This window comes from Enterobacter cloacae complex sp. S3, assembly GCF_014930495.1.
GTDB lineage: Bacteria > Pseudomonadota > Gammaproteobacteria > Enterobacterales > Enterobacteriaceae > Enterobacter > Enterobacter asburiae_B.
Genome location: NZ_JADBRD010000033.1, coordinates 17410 through 32560, shown reverse-complemented (window position 1 = coordinate 32560; position 15151 = coordinate 17410). Strand labels below are relative to the sequence as shown.

Genomic DNA, 15151 nt, shown 5'->3' with positions numbered 1-15151 from the left:
TTGTGGTATAAAGCGCGCCGGACTTCCGATCCATCTCAGATACACAGGCTGGACGGAAGCGACAAATCTCACTTTGTGTAACAACACACACGTATCGGCACATATTCCGGGGTGCCCTTCGGGGTCGGTAATATGGGATACGTGGAGGCATAACCCCAACTTTCAATATAGAGGTTTTAAACATGGCAACTGTTTCCATGCGCGACATGCTCAAGGCTGGTGTTCACTTCGGTCACCAGACCCGTTACTGGAACCCGAAAATGAAGCCTTTCATCTTCGGCGCGCGTAACAAAGTTCACATCATCAACCTTGAGAAAACTGTACCAATGTTCAACGAAGCCCTGGCTGAGCTGAACAAGATCTCTTCCCGTAAAGGTAAGATTCTGTTCGTTGGTACTAAGCGCGCTGCAAGCGAAGCTGTGAAAGATGCTGCTAACAGCTGCGACCAGTTCTTCGTGAACCATCGCTGGTTGGGCGGCATGCTGACCAACTGGAAAACTGTTCGTCAGTCCATCAAACGCCTGAAAGATCTGGAAACCCAGTCTCAGGACGGTACTTTCGACAAGCTGACTAAGAAAGAAGCGCTGATGCGCACTCGTGAACTGGACAAGCTGGAAAACAGCCTGGGCGGTATCAAAGATATGGGCGGCCTGCCAGACGCGCTGTTCGTAATCGATGCAGACCACGAGCACATCGCAATCAAAGAAGCTAACAACCTGGGTATCCCGGTATTCGCTATCGTTGATACCAACTCCGATCCGGACGGTGTTGACTTCGTTATCCCGGGTAACGACGACGCAATCCGTGCTGTTAGCCTGTACCTGAGCGCTGTAGCTGCTACCGTTCGTGAAGGCCGTTCCCAGGATCTGGCTTCTCAGGCGGAAGAAAGCTTCGTAGAAGCTGAATAATAAGGTTTTACCCCTTATTAGTACCGTGTATGAATAGGGGCCCATTACCGGCCCCTTTTTTCAATTTACACTGTTTGGCCCCCGGCCGGGCAGTTCACATCTCCCGAGGATTTAAGAATGGCTGAAATTACCGCATCCCTGGTAAAAGAGCTGCGCGAGCGTACTGGCGCAGGCATGATGGATTGCAAAAAAGCGCTGACTGAAGCGAACGGCGACATCGAGCTGGCAATCGAAAACATGCGTAAATCCGGTGCGATCAAAGCAGCTAAAAAAGCAGGCAACGTTGCTGCTGACGGCGTGATCATCACTAAGATCGACGGCAACTACGGCATCATTCTGGAAGTTAACTGCCAGACTGACTTCGTTGCTAAAGATGGCGGTTTCCAGGCATTTGCTAACAAAGTTCTGGACGCAGCTGTTGCGGGTAAAATCACTGACGTTGAAGTTCTGAAAGCACAGTTCGAAGAAGAACGTGTTGCGCTGGTTGCTAAAATCGGTGAGAACATCAACATCCGTCGCGTATCTTCTCTGGAAGGCGACGTTCTGGGCTCTTACCAGCACGGTGCACGTATCGGTGTTCTGGTTGCGGCTAAAGGCGCTGACGAAGAGCTGGTTAAACAGCTGGCTATGCACATCGCTGCAAGCAAACCAGAATTCGTTAAGCCAGAAGACGTGTCTGCTGAAGTAGTAGAGAAAGAGTACCAGGTTCAGCTGGACATCGCGATGCAGTCTGGTAAGCCAAAAGAAATCGCAGAGAAAATGGTTGAAGGCCGCATGAAGAAATTCACCGGCGAAGTTTCTCTGACTGGCCAGCCATTCGTAATGGACCCAAGCAAGTCTGTTGCTCAGCTGCTGAAAGAGCACAACGCTGACGTAACTGGCTTCATCCGCTTCGAAGTGGGCGAAGGCATCGAGAAAGTTGAGACTGACTTCGCAGCAGAAGTTGCTGCAATGTCCAAGCAGTCTTAATGATTGAAAAGGAGCCGCCTGAGGGCGGCTTCTTTTTGTCACCCGTCACAGGAAATCAGACAGGCTCCAGTATCGCTGTGCTGATTTGCGGCATATCATGTCGCCAGAATTAACCCCCATCTTAATCGTTGACAGTCTCAGGAAAGAAACATGGCTACCAATGCAAAACCCGTGTACAAACGCATTCTGCTTAAGCTGAGTGGCGAAGCGCTGCAGGGATCAGAAGGCTTCGGTATTGACGCAAGCATCCTTGATCGCATGGCACAGGAAATCAAAGAACTGGTCGAACTGGGTATCCAGGTTGGCGTGGTCATTGGCGGTGGCAACCTTTTCCGTGGTGCTGGTCTGGCGAAAGCGGGGATGAACCGCGTTGTGGGCGACCACATGGGTATGCTGGCAACCGTCATGAATGGCCTGGCGATGCGTGATGCCCTGCACCGCGCCTATGTGAATGCCCGCCTGATGTCCGCGATTCCGCTGAATGGCGTTTGCGATAATTACAGCTGGGCAGAAGCCATCAGCCTGCTGCGCAATAACCGCGTGGTGATCCTCTCCGCCGGTACGGGTAACCCGTTCTTTACAACCGATTCCGCTGCCTGCCTGCGCGGTATCGAGATCGAAGCCGATGTGGTACTGAAAGCGACCAAAGTAGACGGCGTGTTTACTGCCGATCCGGCAAAAGATCCTTCTGCCACCATGTACGATCAGCTGAGCTACAGCGAAGTGCTGGATAAAGAGCTGAAAGTGATGGATCTTGCCGCCTTCACGCTGGCTCGCGACCACAAACTGCCGATCCGTGTCTTCAACATGAACAAACCTGGCGCACTGCGTCGCGTGGTCATGGGCGAAAAAGAAGGCACTTTGATCACGGAATAATTTCCGTTGACGATAAATACAGGTAAGATTCCGCTTTATTTTGTAGTGGTATCTTACCCGGGCGCGCCTTTGGCGTTGTCATGAATTAAACGCGACTATACTTAGCACACCTGTAGCGCTGTGCTGGCGGATAGTCTGCCTGAGACAAGTTTTCAAGGATTCGTAACGTGATTAACGACATCAGAAAAGATGCTGAAGTACGCATGGACAAATGCGTAGAAGCGTTCAAAAACCAAATCAGCAAAATCCGTACTGGCCGTGCTTCCCCAAGCCTGCTGGATGGCATCATCGTAGAATATTACGGTACGCCAACCCCTCTGCGCCAGCTGGCGAGCGTGACGGTTGAAGATACCCGTACGCTGAAAATCAACGTCTTCGACCGCTCTATGAGCCCGGCCGTTGAGAAAGCGATTATGGCCTCTGACCTCGGACTGAACCCAAGCTCTGCGGGCGCAGACATCCGCGTTCCACTGCCTCCGCTGACGGAAGAACGTCGTAAAGATCTTATCAAAGTGGTTCGTGGCGAAGCTGAGCAGGGTCGTGTATCCGTGCGTAACGTCCGTCGCGACGCGAACGATAAAGTGAAAGCACTGCTGAAAGAAAAAGAGATCAGCGAAGATGACGATCGTCGTTCTCAGGACGACATTCAGAAAATGACCGACGCGGCCATCAAGAAAATTGATGCGGCGCTGGCAGAAAAAGAAGCGGAACTGATGCAGTTCTGATTTCTGTCGTACACTGATAAACGCCGTTCAGAAGGACTTCGGGTCTTGCTGGCGGCGTTTTGCTTTTATCTGGTCTAACTTTTTTCGGGCATCTCATGAAGCATTTAACACTCCTCGGCTCAACCGGCTCTATCGGTTGCAGCACTCTCGACGTCGTTCGCCATAATCCTGAACTTTACACCGTGACAGCGCTGGTGGCCGGTAAGAATGTGCAGCGAATGGTCGAACAGTGCCTGGAGTTTGCGCCCCGCTATGCGGTGATGGATGACGAAGAGAGCGCGCGTCTGCTAAAAGCACAGCTGCGTGAAAAGGGCAGCCGAACCGAAGTGCTGAGCGGCCAGCAGGCGGCCTGCGAGATGGCGGCGCTGGATGAGGTGGATCAGGTCATGGCGGCCATTGTCGGCGCGGCAGGGCTGCTGCCGACGCTTGCTGCGATTGATGCCGGTAAGGATGTTTTGCTGGCCAATAAAGAGTCGCTGGTCACCTGTGGACGCCTGTTTATGGATGCGGTGAAGCAGCACGGCGCGCGTCTTCTGCCGGTCGACAGCGAACACAACGCGATTTTTCAGAGTTTACCGCAACCTTTTCAACAGAACCTGGGGTACGCTGACCTGGAGCAGAATGGCGTAGTGTCTATTCTGCTTACCGGGTCTGGTGGCCCGTTCCGTGAAACGCCACTGTCTGAACTGCGTGCGATGACACCGGATCAGGCGTGCCGTCATCCGAACTGGTCGATGGGGCGTAAAATCTCCGTTGATTCTGCCACCATGATGAACAAAGGTCTGGAATACATTGAAGCGCGCTGGCTGTTTAATGCGTCAGCGAAACAGATGGAAGTACTGATTCACCCGCAATCGGTGATTCACTCGATGGTGCGTTATCAGGATGGCAGCGTGCTGGCACAGCTGGGCGAGCCGGACATGCGTACGCCGATTGCCCATTCAATGGCGTGGCCAAATCGAGTGAAATCCGGCGTGAAGCCGCTTGATTTCTGCAAGCTAAGTTCCCTGACGTTCAGTGAACCAGACTACGACCGCTATCCTTGTCTGAAGCTTGCGATGAATGCCTTTGACCAGGGGCAGGCGGCGACGACGGCACTTAATGCAGCTAATGAAATTACCGTTGAGGCATTTCTGAATCAGCAAATTCGTTTTACCGATATCGCGTCGCTTAATTTATCGGTACTGGACATGATGGATTTGCGCGAACCACAAAGCGTGGAAGAGGTGCTGGCGGTGGATGCAGCTGCGCGTAATATTGCGCGCCAACAGGTGACACGTCTCGCAAGCTGGTGATAAAGCAAGCACTAGTCGTCGTGCTATTTGTTAGCGTTGGGCTTCAGTGATATAGTCTGCGCCACCTGATCGCAGGTATTTGACTTAATGTGGTCAGGTGAGCCGTGGTTTGACACGGCTTTTTTATGTATAGGCTTCAGTATTCCTGAGTACCGTTAAATCCTTTTCAGGGACAAAAAACGCGTTATGTTGTCTGCGAATCAACCAATAAGCGAAAATTTGCCAGCTCATGGCTGCCGTCATGTAGCAATCATTATGGATGGCAATGGCCGCTGGGCGAAAAGACAAGGGAAGATACGAGCCTTTGGGCATAAAGCGGGGGCGAAATCCGTTCGTCGCGCCGTTTCTTTTGCCGCCAACAACGGCATTGATGCGTTAACGCTCTATGCTTTTAGCAGTGAAAACTGGAATCGACCTCTGCAGGAAGTGACTGCGTTGATGGAATTGTTTGTGTGGGCGCTAGACAGCGAAGTAAAAAGCCTGCACCGCCACAACGTCCGCCTGCGTATCATTGGCGATACCAGTCGTTTTAACTCACGTTTGCAGGAACGGATTCGCAAAGCTGAAGCGCTGACGGAAAATAATACCGGTTTGACGCTGAATATTGCGGCGAATTACGGCGGACGCTGGGATATTATCCAGGGCGTTCGGCATCTGGCCGAACAGGTTCAGGAAGGGCTGTTGAGACCCGACCAAATTGATGAAGAGGCGCTGAGCAAGCAAATCTGCATGAATGAACAGGCACCTGTGGATTTGGTAATTAGGACAGGGGGGGAACATCGCATAAGTAACTTTTTGATATGGCAAATTGCCTATGCCGAACTTTACTTTACGGATGTTCTTTGGCCCGATTTTGATGAACAAGACTTTGAAGGTGCGCTGCATGCCTTTGCCAATCGAGAGCGTCGTTTCGGCGGCACCGAGCCTGGTGGCGACAAAGCCTGATGGGGGTAGCTTTTGCTGAAGTATCGCCTGATTTCCGCTTTTGTATTAATACCCATTGTCATTGCGGCGCTGTTTTTACTGCCCCCGGTGGGATTCGCTATTGTCACGCTGGTGGTGTGCATGCTCGCCGCGTGGGAATGGGGACAGTTTAGCGGCTTTACCTCGCGCACTCAGCGAGTATGGCTTGCGGTACTTTGTGGCTTTATCCTGGCCATAATGCTGTTTACGTTGCCTGAATATCACCATGATATTCATCAGCCCCTGGTTGCCGGATCTTTGTGGATATCGCTGGCCTGGTGGGTTGCCGCGCTGTTGCTGGTTCTTTTTTATCCGGGTTCCGCGGCATTGTGGCGTAATTCAAAAGTGCTGCGACTGATTTTTGGCTTGCTCACAATTATTCCTTTTTTCTGGGGTATGGTTGCGCTGCGAGCCTGGCACTACGACGAAAACCACTACAGCGGTGCGATCTGGCTGCTTTATGTGATGATTCTGGTCTGGGGGGCTGACTCCGGGGCCTATATGTTTGGTAAACTGTTTGGCAAACATAAGCTGGCACCGAAGGTTTCTCCGGGCAAAACCTGGCAAGGATTCATCGGCGGCCTGTTTACGGCAGCGATCATCTCCTGGGGCTACGGCGTCTGGGCGAATCTTGAAGTGGCACCGTCAATACTGCTGGTGTGCTCGATTTTTGCTGCGCTTGCCTCCGTGCTCGGTGATTTAACCGAAAGTATGTTTAAGCGTGAAGCAGGGATTAAGGACAGCGGACACCTGATTCCAGGGCATGGCGGTATACTGGATCGCATTGATAGCCTGACAGCGGCTGTTCCAGTGTTTGCGTGTTTGCTTTTACTGGTATTCGGGACGATTTAACGGAAGGTTTTATGCTGAGCATTCTCTGGAATCTGGCGGCGTTCATTGTTGCACTGGGTGTACTGATTACCGTGCATGAATTTGGCCATTTCTGGGTTGCTCGCCGCTGTGGCGTGCGCGTAGAGCGATTTTCCATCGGTTTTGGTAAATCACTCTGGACGCGCACCGACCGCCACGGCACGGAATTTGTCATCGCCCTTATCCCGCTGGGCGGCTACGTCAAAATGCTCGACGAACGCGTCGAGCCTGTCGCTCCTGAGCTGCGACACAGCGCATTCAACAATAAAACCGTTGGACAACGCGCCGCCATCATTGCTGCCGGACCGGTAGCCAACTTCATCTTTGCGATTTTCGCTTACTGGCTGGTGTTTATCATCGGCGTCCCTGGCGTACGTCCGGTGGTGGGTGAAATTGCCCCCAATTCCATCGCGGCGAGTGCGCAAATTACATCCGGGATGGAACTTAAAGCGATTGATGGCATCGAAACCCCTGATTGGGATGCCGTGCGACTGCAGCTGGTAGCCAAAATTGGCGATGCGCAGACCACCATCAGCGTATCGCCGTTTGGTTCAGATACGCGTCAGGACAAAGTACTCGATTTACGTCACTGGCGTTTCGAGCCAGACAAAGAGGATCCCGTCGCTGCGCTGGGCATTCGTCCACGCGGCGCGCAGATTGAGCCGGTATTAGCCGAAGTACAGGCAAATTCGGCGGCGAGCAAAGCGGGTTTGCAAGCGGGCGACAGGATCGTTAAAGTCGATGGTCAACCATTAACAGAGTGGATGACCTTTGTTACTCTGGTGCGCGATAATCCGGGAACGTCTCTCGCGCTGGAAGTTGAAAGGCAGGGCAGTCCGCTTTCGCTGACGCTGATCCCGGATACGAAGTCGGTCGGCAAAAAGGCAGAAGGGTTTGCAGGCGTTGTGCCAAAAGTGATCCCGCTGCCAGATGAGTACAAGACAATACGCCAGTATGGGCCGTTCAGCGCCATCCTTGAAGCCACGGATAAAACATGGCAACTGATGAAGCTGACGGTCAACATGTTGGGGAAATTGATAACCGGTGATGTGAAACTGAACAACCTCAGTGGGCCAATTTCGATTGCTCAGGGGGCTGGGATGTCAGCGGAATTCGGGGTGATTTACTATCTCATGTTCCTCGCGCTCATTAGCGTGAACCTTGGGATAATCAACCTGTTCCCGCTTCCCGTTTTAGACGGGGGTCATCTGCTGTTTTTGGCGATTGAAAAGCTAAAAGGCGGACCGGTATCCGAGCGAGTTCAAGACTTTAGTTATCGCATTGGCTCGATTTTGCTGGTGCTGTTAATGGGGCTTGCACTTTTCAATGATTTCTCTCGGTTGTAAGAGAGTGTTAGGAAGAACGCATAATAACGATGGCGATGAAAAAGTTGCTCATAGCGTCGCTGCTGTTTAGCAGCGCCACCGTATACGGTGCTGACGGGTTCGTAGTGAAAGACATTCATTTCGAAGGCCTCCAGCGTGTCGCCGTTGGTGCGGCCCTCCTCAGTATGCCTGTACGCCCCGGCGATACGGTTAATGATGATGATATCAGTAACACCATCCGTGCTCTGTTTGCCACCGGCAACTTTGAGGACGTCCGCGTCCTGCGCGATGGTGATACGCTGCTGGTACAGGTAAAAGAACGTCCGACGATCGCCAGTATCACTTTCTCCGGTAACAAGTCGGTGAAAGATGACATGCTCAAGCAGAACCTTGAAGCATCTGGTGTTCGTGTGGGTGAGTCCCTGGACCGCACAACCCTTTCAGACATTGAAAAAGGTCTGGAAGACTTCTACTACAGCGTCGGTAAATACAGCGCCAGCGTGAAAGCGGTTGTCACTCCGCTGCCGCGTAACCGTGTTGACCTGAAGCTGGTCTTCCAGGAAGGTGTTTCTGCGAAGATCCAGCAGATCAACATTGTCGGCAACCACGCGTTCAGCACCGACGAACTGATCTCCACCTTCCAGCTGCGCGATGAAGTGCCATGGTGGAACGTGGTGGGCGATCGCAAATACCAGAAACAGAAACTGGCGGGCGACCTCGAAACCCTGCGCAGCTACTATCTCGATCGTGGCTATGCGCGTTTCAACATCGACTCGACTCAGGTCAGTCTGACTCCGGACAAGAAAGGTATCTACATTACGGTTAACATCACTGAAGGCGAGCAGTACAAGCTTTCTGGTGTTGAAGTGAGTGGTAACCTGGCGGGGCATTCTGCTGAAATCGAATCGCTGACCAAAATTCAGCCGGGCGATCTGTATAGCGGTTCCAAGGTAACCAAAATGGAAGACAGCATTAAGAAGCTGCTCGGCCGCTACGGTTATGCCTATCCGCGCGTACAGACTCAGCCGGAAATCAATGACGCGGATAAAACCGTTAAGCTGCACGTGAATGTTGATGCGGGCAACCGTTTCTACGTGCGTAAGATCCGCTTCGTCGGTAACGACACCTCCAAAGATTCCGTTCTGCGTCGCGAAATGCGTCAGATGGAAGGCGCATGGTTGGGAAGCGACCTCGTTGATCAGGGTAAAGAGCGTCTGAACCGTCTGGGCTATTTTGAAACGGTGGATACCGATACCCAGCGCGTACCGGGCAGCCCGGATCAGGTTGATGTCGTATATAAAGTGAAAGAGCGCAACACCGGTAGCTTCAACTTCGGTGTGGGCTACGGTACTGAAAGCGGCGTCAGCTTCCAGGTCGGCGTACAGCAGGATAACTGGCTGGGTACGGGTTACTCTGTCGGTATTAACGGCACCAAAAACGACTACCAGACCTACTCTGAGTTCTCTGTGACTAACCCATACTTCACCGTAGACGGTGTGAGCCTGGGCGGTCGTATCTTCTATAACGACTTTAAAGCAGATGACGCGGACCTGTCTTCATACACCAACAAGAGTTACGGTGTAGACGGTACGCTTGGCTTCCCGGTTAACGAATACAACACCCTGCGTGCAGGCTTGGGTTACGTGCATAACGACCTGTCCAACATGCAACCGCAGGTGGCGATGTGGCGTTATCTGGACTCTATCGGCCAGTCAACCAGTAAAAATGGTAATGACAATGGCTTCGCGGCGGATGACTTCACCTTTAACTACGGCTGGACCTATAACCGTCTCGACCGTGGTTACTTCCCAACGGAAGGTTCTCGCGTCAACCTGAACGGTAAAGTTACCGTGCCGGGTTCCGATAACGAGTTCTATAAGGTCACGCTGGATACCGCGTCCTATTTCCCGATCGATGACGATCATAAGTGGGTGGTTCTGGGTCGTACCCGTTGGGGCTATGGAGATGGTCTGGGTAGCAAAGAACTGCCGTTCTATGAAAACTTCTATGCGGGTGGCTCCAGCACCGTTCGTGGTTTCCAGTCCAATAACATTGGTCCGAAAGCGGTTTACTACGGCGGAAACGACAAAGATAACTGTGATAAGTCTTCCTCGTCAGAAGTCTGTAGCTCCAATGACGCGGTGGGCGGTAACGCCATGGCCGTTGCCAGTCTGGAGTTCATCACGCCAACGCCGTTTATCAGTGATAAATATGCGAACTCGGTCCGTACGTCCTTCTTCTGGGATGCCGGTACCGTGTGGGATACCAACTGGCAGAATACTGCCCAGATGCGCGCAGAAGGCATTCCTGACTACAGCGATCCGAGCAATATTCGCATGTCTGCCGGTATCGCATTACAATGGATGTCACCGCTGGGACCGTTGGTCTTCTCCTACGCCCAGCCGTTTAAGAAATATGATGGAGACAAAGCGGAGCAATTCCAGTTTAACATTGGTAAAACCTGGTAATAATCCGCTGCAAAGGAATGCGTTGGCAGTGTAGCGCTGACAACTGGCGATCGGTAACACGGTCGCCTTGCCACGCAAAGAACGGTACCTTCTGGTGCCAATGGGATGGTAAGGAGTTAATTGTGAAAAAGTGGTTATTAGCTGCAGGTCTCGGTTTAGCGATGGCAACTTCTGCTCAGGCAGCAGACAAAATTGCAATCGTCAATATGGGTAATTTGTTCCAGCAGGTTGCACAGAAAACGGGTGTTTCTGCGACTCTGGAAAACGAATTCAAAGGCCGTGCAAGCGAACTGCAGGGTATGGAAAACGATCTTCAGTCCAAAATGCAGCGTCTGCAGCGTGATGGTTCTACCATGAAAGCAAGCGATCGCAGCAAGCTGGAAAAAGACGTAATGGCTCAGCGCCAGACGTTCTCCCAGAAAGCGCAGGCTTTCGAGCAGGATCGTCAGCGTCGTTCTAACGAAGAACGCGGCAAGCTGGTAACTCGCATTCAGACTGCTGTTAAAGCAGTGGCTGCCGATCAGAGTATCGATCTGGTTGTAGATGCGAACGCCGTTGCTTATAACAGCAAAGATGTTAAAGACATCACTGCTGATGTTCTGAAACAGGTTAAATAAGTAATGCCTTCAATTCGACTGGCTGATTTAGCTCAGCAGTTGGATGCAGAATTACACGGTGATGGCGATATCGTCATCACCGCTGTTGCGTCCATGCAATCTGCTAAAGCTGGCACGATTACCTTCATGGTAAGCCCTAAGTACCGTGAGCAACTGGCTCAATGCCAGGCGTCAGCTGTTGTACTGACGCAGGACGATCTTCCATTTGCCACTGTAAGCGCGCTGGTAGTGAAAAACCCCTACCTGACGTATGCACGCATGGCTCAAATTCTTGATACCACGCCGCAGCCGGCCCAGAACATTGCGGCCAGTGCAGCGATTGATGCGACGGCCAGGCTTGGTAACAACGTCGCCGTTGGCGCGAATGCAGTTATCGAATCCGGCGTTGTGCTGGGCGATAACGTCGTCATTGGCCCGGGCTGCTTCGTTGGGAAAAATACGAAAATCGGCGCCGGAACCCGTTTATGGGCCAATGTGTCCGTTTATCATGATGTTGAAATTGGCGAAAATTGCCTCGTCCAGTCCAGCACCGTTATTGGTTCTGATGGCTTTGGTTACGCTAACGATCGTGGTAACTGGGTTAAGATCCCGCAGCTTGGTCGCGTTATTATTGGCGATCGCGTAGAGATCGGCGCCTGTACCACCATTGACCGTGGCGCGCTTGACGACACGATCATTGGCAATGGTGTTATCATCGATAACCAGTGCCAGATTGCGCATAACGTTGTGATTGGCGACAATACCGCGGTTGCGGGTGGCGTCATCATGGCAGGCAGCCTGAAAATTGGCCGTTATTGCATGATTGGCGGCGCGAGCGTGATTAATGGCCATATGGAAATATGCGACAAGGTGACTGTGACGGGAATGGGCATGGTAATGCGTCCTATCACTGAACCTGGCGTCTATTCCTCAGGTATTCCGCTACAACCCAACAAGGTATGGCGTAAAACAGCAGCTCTGGTGATGAACATTGATGATATGAGCAAGCGCCTCAAGTCTCTTGAGCGTAAGATCGATCAACAAGATTAAGCGTCATCCGTTGAACGCTATTTTTCCCGGCCTGTCGGCTTTCTAATAAACCGGCAGGCCGTGTTATTATTGTTATCAGTACATTTTGACAGGAAGAGTATTTTGACTACTGACACTCATACTCTGCATATTGAAGAGATTTTAGAACTTCTGCCGCACCGCTACCCGTTTCTGCTGGTAGACCGTGTGCTGGATTTTGAAGAAGGTCGTTTTCTGCGCGCAGTGAAAAATGTTTCCGTGAACGAGCCGTTTTTCCAGGGACACTTCCCTGGTAAGCCTATCTTCCCGGGTGTGTTGATTCTGGAAGCGATGGCTCAGGCTACCGGTATTCTGGCGTTTAAAAGCGTTGGCAAACTGGAGCCAGGTGAGCTGTATTACTTCGCGGGTATTGATGAAGCGCGCTTTAAGCGCCCTGTCGTGCCTGGTGATCAGATGATCATGGAAGTCACTTTTGAAAAAACGCGTCGTGGCCTGACTCGCTTCAAAGGCGTAGCGCTGGTTGACGGCAAAGTTGTTTGCGAAGCGACGATGATGTGTGCTCGTAGCCGGGAGTCCTGATACGTGATTGATAAATCCGCCTTTATTCATCCTACCGCTATTGTGGAAACCGGTGCCATCATTGGCGCTAACGTCCACATTGGCCCGTTTTGTATTGTTGGACCCCATGTCGAAATTGGTGAGGGTACAGTACTGAAATCTCACGTTGTCGTGAATGGTCACACGACCATTGGCTGCAATAACGAGATCTATCAGTTCGCTTCCATCGGCGAAGTTAACCAGGATCTGAAATATGCTGGTGAGTCGACCCGTCTGGAAATTGGCGATCGTAACCGTATTCGCGAAAGCGTCACTATTCATCGTGGAACAGTACAGGGTGGTGGGTTGACGAAGGTGGGCAGCGATAACCTGTTTATGGTTAATGCGCACATCGCGCACGACTGTACCGTGGGTGATCGCTGTATTCTTGCCAACAACGCAACGCTGGCAGGACACGTATCGGTTGATGACTTCGCAATTATTGGCGGCATGACCGCAGTCCATCAGTTCTGCATCATTGGTGCGCACGTGATGGTTGGCGGATGCTCCGGTGTGGCGCAGGACGTCCCACCGTATGTGATTGCGCAGGGCAACCATGCCACGCCGTTTGGCGTGAACATCGAAGGCCTCAAGCGTCGTGGTTTTAGCCGCGAAGCGATTACTGCTATCCGCAACGCGTACAAACTGCTGTACCGTAGCGGTAAAACGCTGGAAGAGGCGAAGCCGGAAATTGCCGAGCTGGCGAATAAGCACCCGGAAGTGAACGCGTTCATGGAATTCTTTGACCGTTCAACAAGGGGTCTGATTCGTTAATGGTCGACAGTCGTCCGCTTACGATAGCCCTGGTCGCCGGAGAAACCTCCGGCGATATTCTTGGTGCCGGTCTCATTCGCGCGCTTAAGGCGCGTGTACCCAATGCTCGCTTTGTCGGCGTTGCTGGCCCGCTGATGCAGGCCGAAGGCTGTGAAGCCTGGTATGAAATGGAAGAACTCGCCGTGATGGGCATCGTCGAGGTGCTGGGACGGCTACGCCGTTTGCTGCACATCCGCGCCGATCTCACCCGCCGTTTTACCGAACTCAAACCCGATGTGTTTGTCGGTATTGATGCACCTGATTTCAACATTACCCTCGAAGGGAATCTGAAAAAGCAGGGTATCAAAACAATTCACTACGTCAGTCCGTCCGTCTGGGCGTGGCGACAGAAACGCGTTTTCAAAATCGGACGGTCCACCAACCTGGTGCTGGCTTTCCTGCCTTTCGAAAAAGCGTTTTACGACAGATTTAATGTTCCGTGCCGTTTTATCGGTCATACCATGGCGGATGCGATGCCATTGGATCCGGATAAAAACGCGGCGCGCGACGCGCTGGGCATCCCGCACGATGTGCACTGTCTGGCACTGCTACCGGGCAGCCGTGGCGCAGAAGTTGAGATGCTGAGCGCCGATTTCCTCAAAACTGCGCAAATTCTTCGCCAGACCTATCCGGATCTTGAAGTGGTTGTTCCGCTGGTAAATGCCAAACGCCGCGAGCAGTTTGAGCGCATTAAAGCGGAAGTCGCCCCGGATCTTCACGTCCGTCTTCTGGACGGGAAAGGGCGGGAAGCGATGTATGCGAGCGATGCCGCGCTGCTGGCTTCCGGCACGGCGGCGCTGGAATGCATGCTGGCGAAATGCCCGATGGTGGTCGGTTATCGCATGAAGCCGTTCACTTTCTGGCTGGCAAAACGTCTGGTTAAAACGGATTATGTCTCCCTGCCAAACCTGCTTGCCGGGCGCGAGCTGGTGAAAGAGCTGCTGCAGGATGAGTGCCAGCCGCAGGCGCTTGCCGATGCACTACTGCCGCTGCTCGCGAACGGCAAGACCAGCCACCAGATGCACGATACCTTCCGCGAACTGCATCAACTGATCCGCTGTAATGCTGATGAGCAAGCGGCTGATGCGGTGCTGGAGTTAGCAAAATGATGGAATTTGTTTATCCTCACACTCGCCTTGTGGCGGGCGTGGACGAAGTGGGTCGTGGCCCGTTGGTCGGGGCTGTGGTGACTGCCGCGGTGATCCTCGATCCGGCTCGCCCGATTATCGGGCTGAACGACTCAAAAAAATTGTCTGAAAAACGCCGTCTGGCGCTGTTCAGTGAGATTCAGGAGAAGGCGCTGGCCTGGAGCCTGGGGCGCGCTGAACCGCATGAAATAGACGAGCTGAATATTTTGCATGCCACGATGCTGGCGATGCAGCGTGCGGTAGCAGGTCTGAAAATTTCCCCGGAATATGTCCTGATTGACGGCAACCGCTGTCCGGCATTGCCCATGCCTTCAATGGCGGTCGTCAAAGGCGATAGTCGGGTCGCAGAAATTAGCGCCGCTTCTATCATTGCCAAAGTGACGCGCGACGCCGAAATGGCCGCGCTGGACCTCACTTATCCTCAGTATGGTTTCGCCCAGCATAAGGGGTATCCCACACCTTTCCATCTGGAAAGGCTGGCTGAACATGGCGCAACCGAACATCACCGGCGCAGTTTTGGCCCGGTGAAACGCGCGCTGGGACGGGTGTCCTGAATCAATACGCAAGCA

General features: G+C 52.6%; 15 protein-coding genes. All 15 read left to right on the top strand.

What is annotated here, in order from left to right; all coding sequences use genetic code 11:
- Nucleotides 1–182 precede the first annotated feature (182 nt).
- The 15 genes from rpsB (at nucleotide 183) to rnhB (ending at nucleotide 15136) form a co-directional block, all read left to right on the top strand.
- Nucleotides 183–908, top strand: a complete 726-nt coding sequence (gene rpsB, locus IM317_RS18825) for a 30S ribosomal protein S2 (RefSeq protein WP_003856207.1) — start codon at nucleotides 183–185, stop codon at nucleotides 906–908.
- A 117-nt stretch (nucleotides 909–1025) separates the two neighbouring features.
- Nucleotides 1026–1877, top strand: a complete 852-nt coding sequence (tsf, locus tag IM317_RS18820) for a translation elongation factor Ts (RefSeq protein ID WP_014882627.1) — start codon at nucleotides 1026–1028, stop codon at nucleotides 1875–1877.
- A gap of 150 nt (nucleotides 1878–2027) precedes the next feature.
- Complete coding sequence (pyrH, locus tag IM317_RS18815; protein ID WP_008501910.1) at nucleotides 2028–2753, top strand: UMP kinase; 726 nt, start codon at nucleotides 2028–2030, stop codon at nucleotides 2751–2753.
- Between the two features lie 167 nt (nucleotides 2754–2920).
- Nucleotides 2921–3478 (top strand): ribosome recycling factor, encoded by a 558-nt coding sequence (frr, locus tag IM317_RS18810; RefSeq protein ID WP_003856180.1) that lies wholly within the window; start codon nucleotides 2921–2923, stop codon nucleotides 3476–3478.
- 95 nt (nucleotides 3479–3573) lie between these two features.
- Entirely contained in the window at nucleotides 3574–4773 is a 1200-nt protein-coding gene (gene ispC / locus IM317_RS18805; RefSeq protein WP_033144671.1) for a 1-deoxy-D-xylulose-5-phosphate reductoisomerase, read from the top strand.
- A 186-nt stretch (nucleotides 4774–4959) separates the two neighbouring features.
- Nucleotides 4960–5718 (top strand): (2E,6E)-farnesyl-diphosphate-specific ditrans,polycis-undecaprenyl-diphosphate synthase, encoded by a 759-nt coding sequence (ispU, locus tag IM317_RS18800; RefSeq protein ID WP_024907522.1) that lies wholly within the window; start codon nucleotides 4960–4962, stop codon nucleotides 5716–5718.
- A 12-nt stretch (nucleotides 5719–5730) separates the two neighbouring features.
- Nucleotides 5731–6588, top strand: coding sequence for a phosphatidate cytidylyltransferase (gene cdsA / locus IM317_RS18795; protein WP_023310457.1), 858 nt, complete (start codon nucleotides 5731–5733; stop codon nucleotides 6586–6588).
- Between the two features lie 11 nt (nucleotides 6589–6599).
- Nucleotides 6600–7952, top strand: a complete 1353-nt coding sequence (rseP, locus tag IM317_RS18790) for a sigma E protease regulator RseP (RefSeq protein WP_033144672.1) — start codon at nucleotides 6600–6602, stop codon at nucleotides 7950–7952.
- 29 nt (nucleotides 7953–7981) lie between these two features.
- Nucleotides 7982–10399, top strand: coding sequence for an outer membrane protein assembly factor BamA (gene bamA, locus IM317_RS18785; RefSeq protein ID WP_033144673.1), 2418 nt, complete (start codon nucleotides 7982–7984; stop codon nucleotides 10397–10399).
- A 122-nt stretch (nucleotides 10400–10521) separates the two neighbouring features.
- Nucleotides 10522–11016: a molecular chaperone Skp gene (gene skp / locus IM317_RS18780; protein WP_032644135.1), complete on the top strand. Its 495-nt coding sequence runs from the start codon at nucleotides 10522–10524 to the stop codon at nucleotides 11014–11016.
- 3 nt (nucleotides 11017–11019) lie between these two features.
- Nucleotides 11020–12045 (top strand): UDP-3-O-(3-hydroxymyristoyl)glucosamine N-acyltransferase, encoded by a 1026-nt coding sequence (gene lpxD, locus IM317_RS18775; protein WP_032644136.1) that lies wholly within the window; start codon nucleotides 11020–11022, stop codon nucleotides 12043–12045.
- Nucleotides 12046–12147: 102 nt separating this feature from the next.
- Nucleotides 12148–12603, top strand: coding sequence for a 3-hydroxyacyl-ACP dehydratase FabZ (fabZ, locus tag IM317_RS18770; protein ID WP_010426706.1), 456 nt, complete (start codon nucleotides 12148–12150; stop codon nucleotides 12601–12603).
- Nucleotides 12604–12606: 3 nt separating this feature from the next.
- Nucleotides 12607–13395 carry an acyl-ACP--UDP-N-acetylglucosamine O-acyltransferase gene (gene lpxA / locus IM317_RS18765; protein ID WP_023310462.1) on the top strand — a complete coding sequence of 263 codons (789 nt, stop codon included), beginning with the start codon at nucleotides 12607–12609 and terminating at the stop codon, nucleotides 13393–13395.
- The gene (gene lpxB, locus IM317_RS18760; protein ID WP_023334578.1) at nucleotides 13395–14543 is read left to right on the top strand and encodes a lipid-A-disaccharide synthase; all 1149 of its coding nucleotides are present in this window, start codon (nucleotides 13395–13397) and stop codon (nucleotides 14541–14543) included. The genes lpxA and lpxB overlap by 1 nt, the downstream gene beginning before the upstream one ends.
- Entirely contained in the window at nucleotides 14540–15136 is a 597-nt protein-coding gene (gene rnhB / locus IM317_RS18755; protein WP_024907528.1) for a ribonuclease HII, read from the top strand. Before lpxB ends, rnhB begins: the two co-directional genes overlap by 4 nt.
- Nucleotides 15137–15151 lie beyond the last annotated feature (15 nt).

Bases quoted from the DNA above. Each gene is read 5' to 3' on its own strand.
- pyrH (WP_008501910.1), top strand. From the start codon at position 2,028: ATGGCTACCAATGCAAAACCCGTGTACAAACGCATTCTGCTTAAGCTG.
- lpxB (WP_023334578.1), top strand. From the start codon at position 13,395: ATGGTCGACAGTCGTCCGCTTACGATAGCCCTGGTCGCCGGAGAAACC.
- rseP (WP_033144672.1), top strand. From the start codon at position 6,600: ATGCTGAGCATTCTCTGGAATCTGGCGGCGTTCATTGTTGCACTGGGT.
- ispU (WP_024907522.1), top strand. From the start codon at position 4,960: ATGTTGTCTGCGAATCAACCAATAAGCGAAAATTTGCCAGCTCATGGC.
- rnhB (WP_024907528.1), top strand. From the start codon at position 14,540: ATGATGGAATTTGTTTATCCTCACACTCGCCTTGTGGCGGGCGTGGAC.
- rpsB (WP_003856207.1), top strand. From the start codon at position 183: ATGGCAACTGTTTCCATGCGCGACATGCTCAAGGCTGGTGTTCACTTC.
- ispC (WP_033144671.1), top strand. From the start codon at position 3,574: ATGAAGCATTTAACACTCCTCGGCTCAACCGGCTCTATCGGTTGCAGC.
- bamA (WP_033144673.1), top strand. From the start codon at position 7,982: ATGGCGATGAAAAAGTTGCTCATAGCGTCGCTGCTGTTTAGCAGCGCC.
- lpxD (WP_032644136.1), top strand. From the start codon at position 11,020: ATGCCTTCAATTCGACTGGCTGATTTAGCTCAGCAGTTGGATGCAGAA.
- tsf (WP_014882627.1), top strand. From the start codon at position 1,026: ATGGCTGAAATTACCGCATCCCTGGTAAAAGAGCTGCGCGAGCGTACT.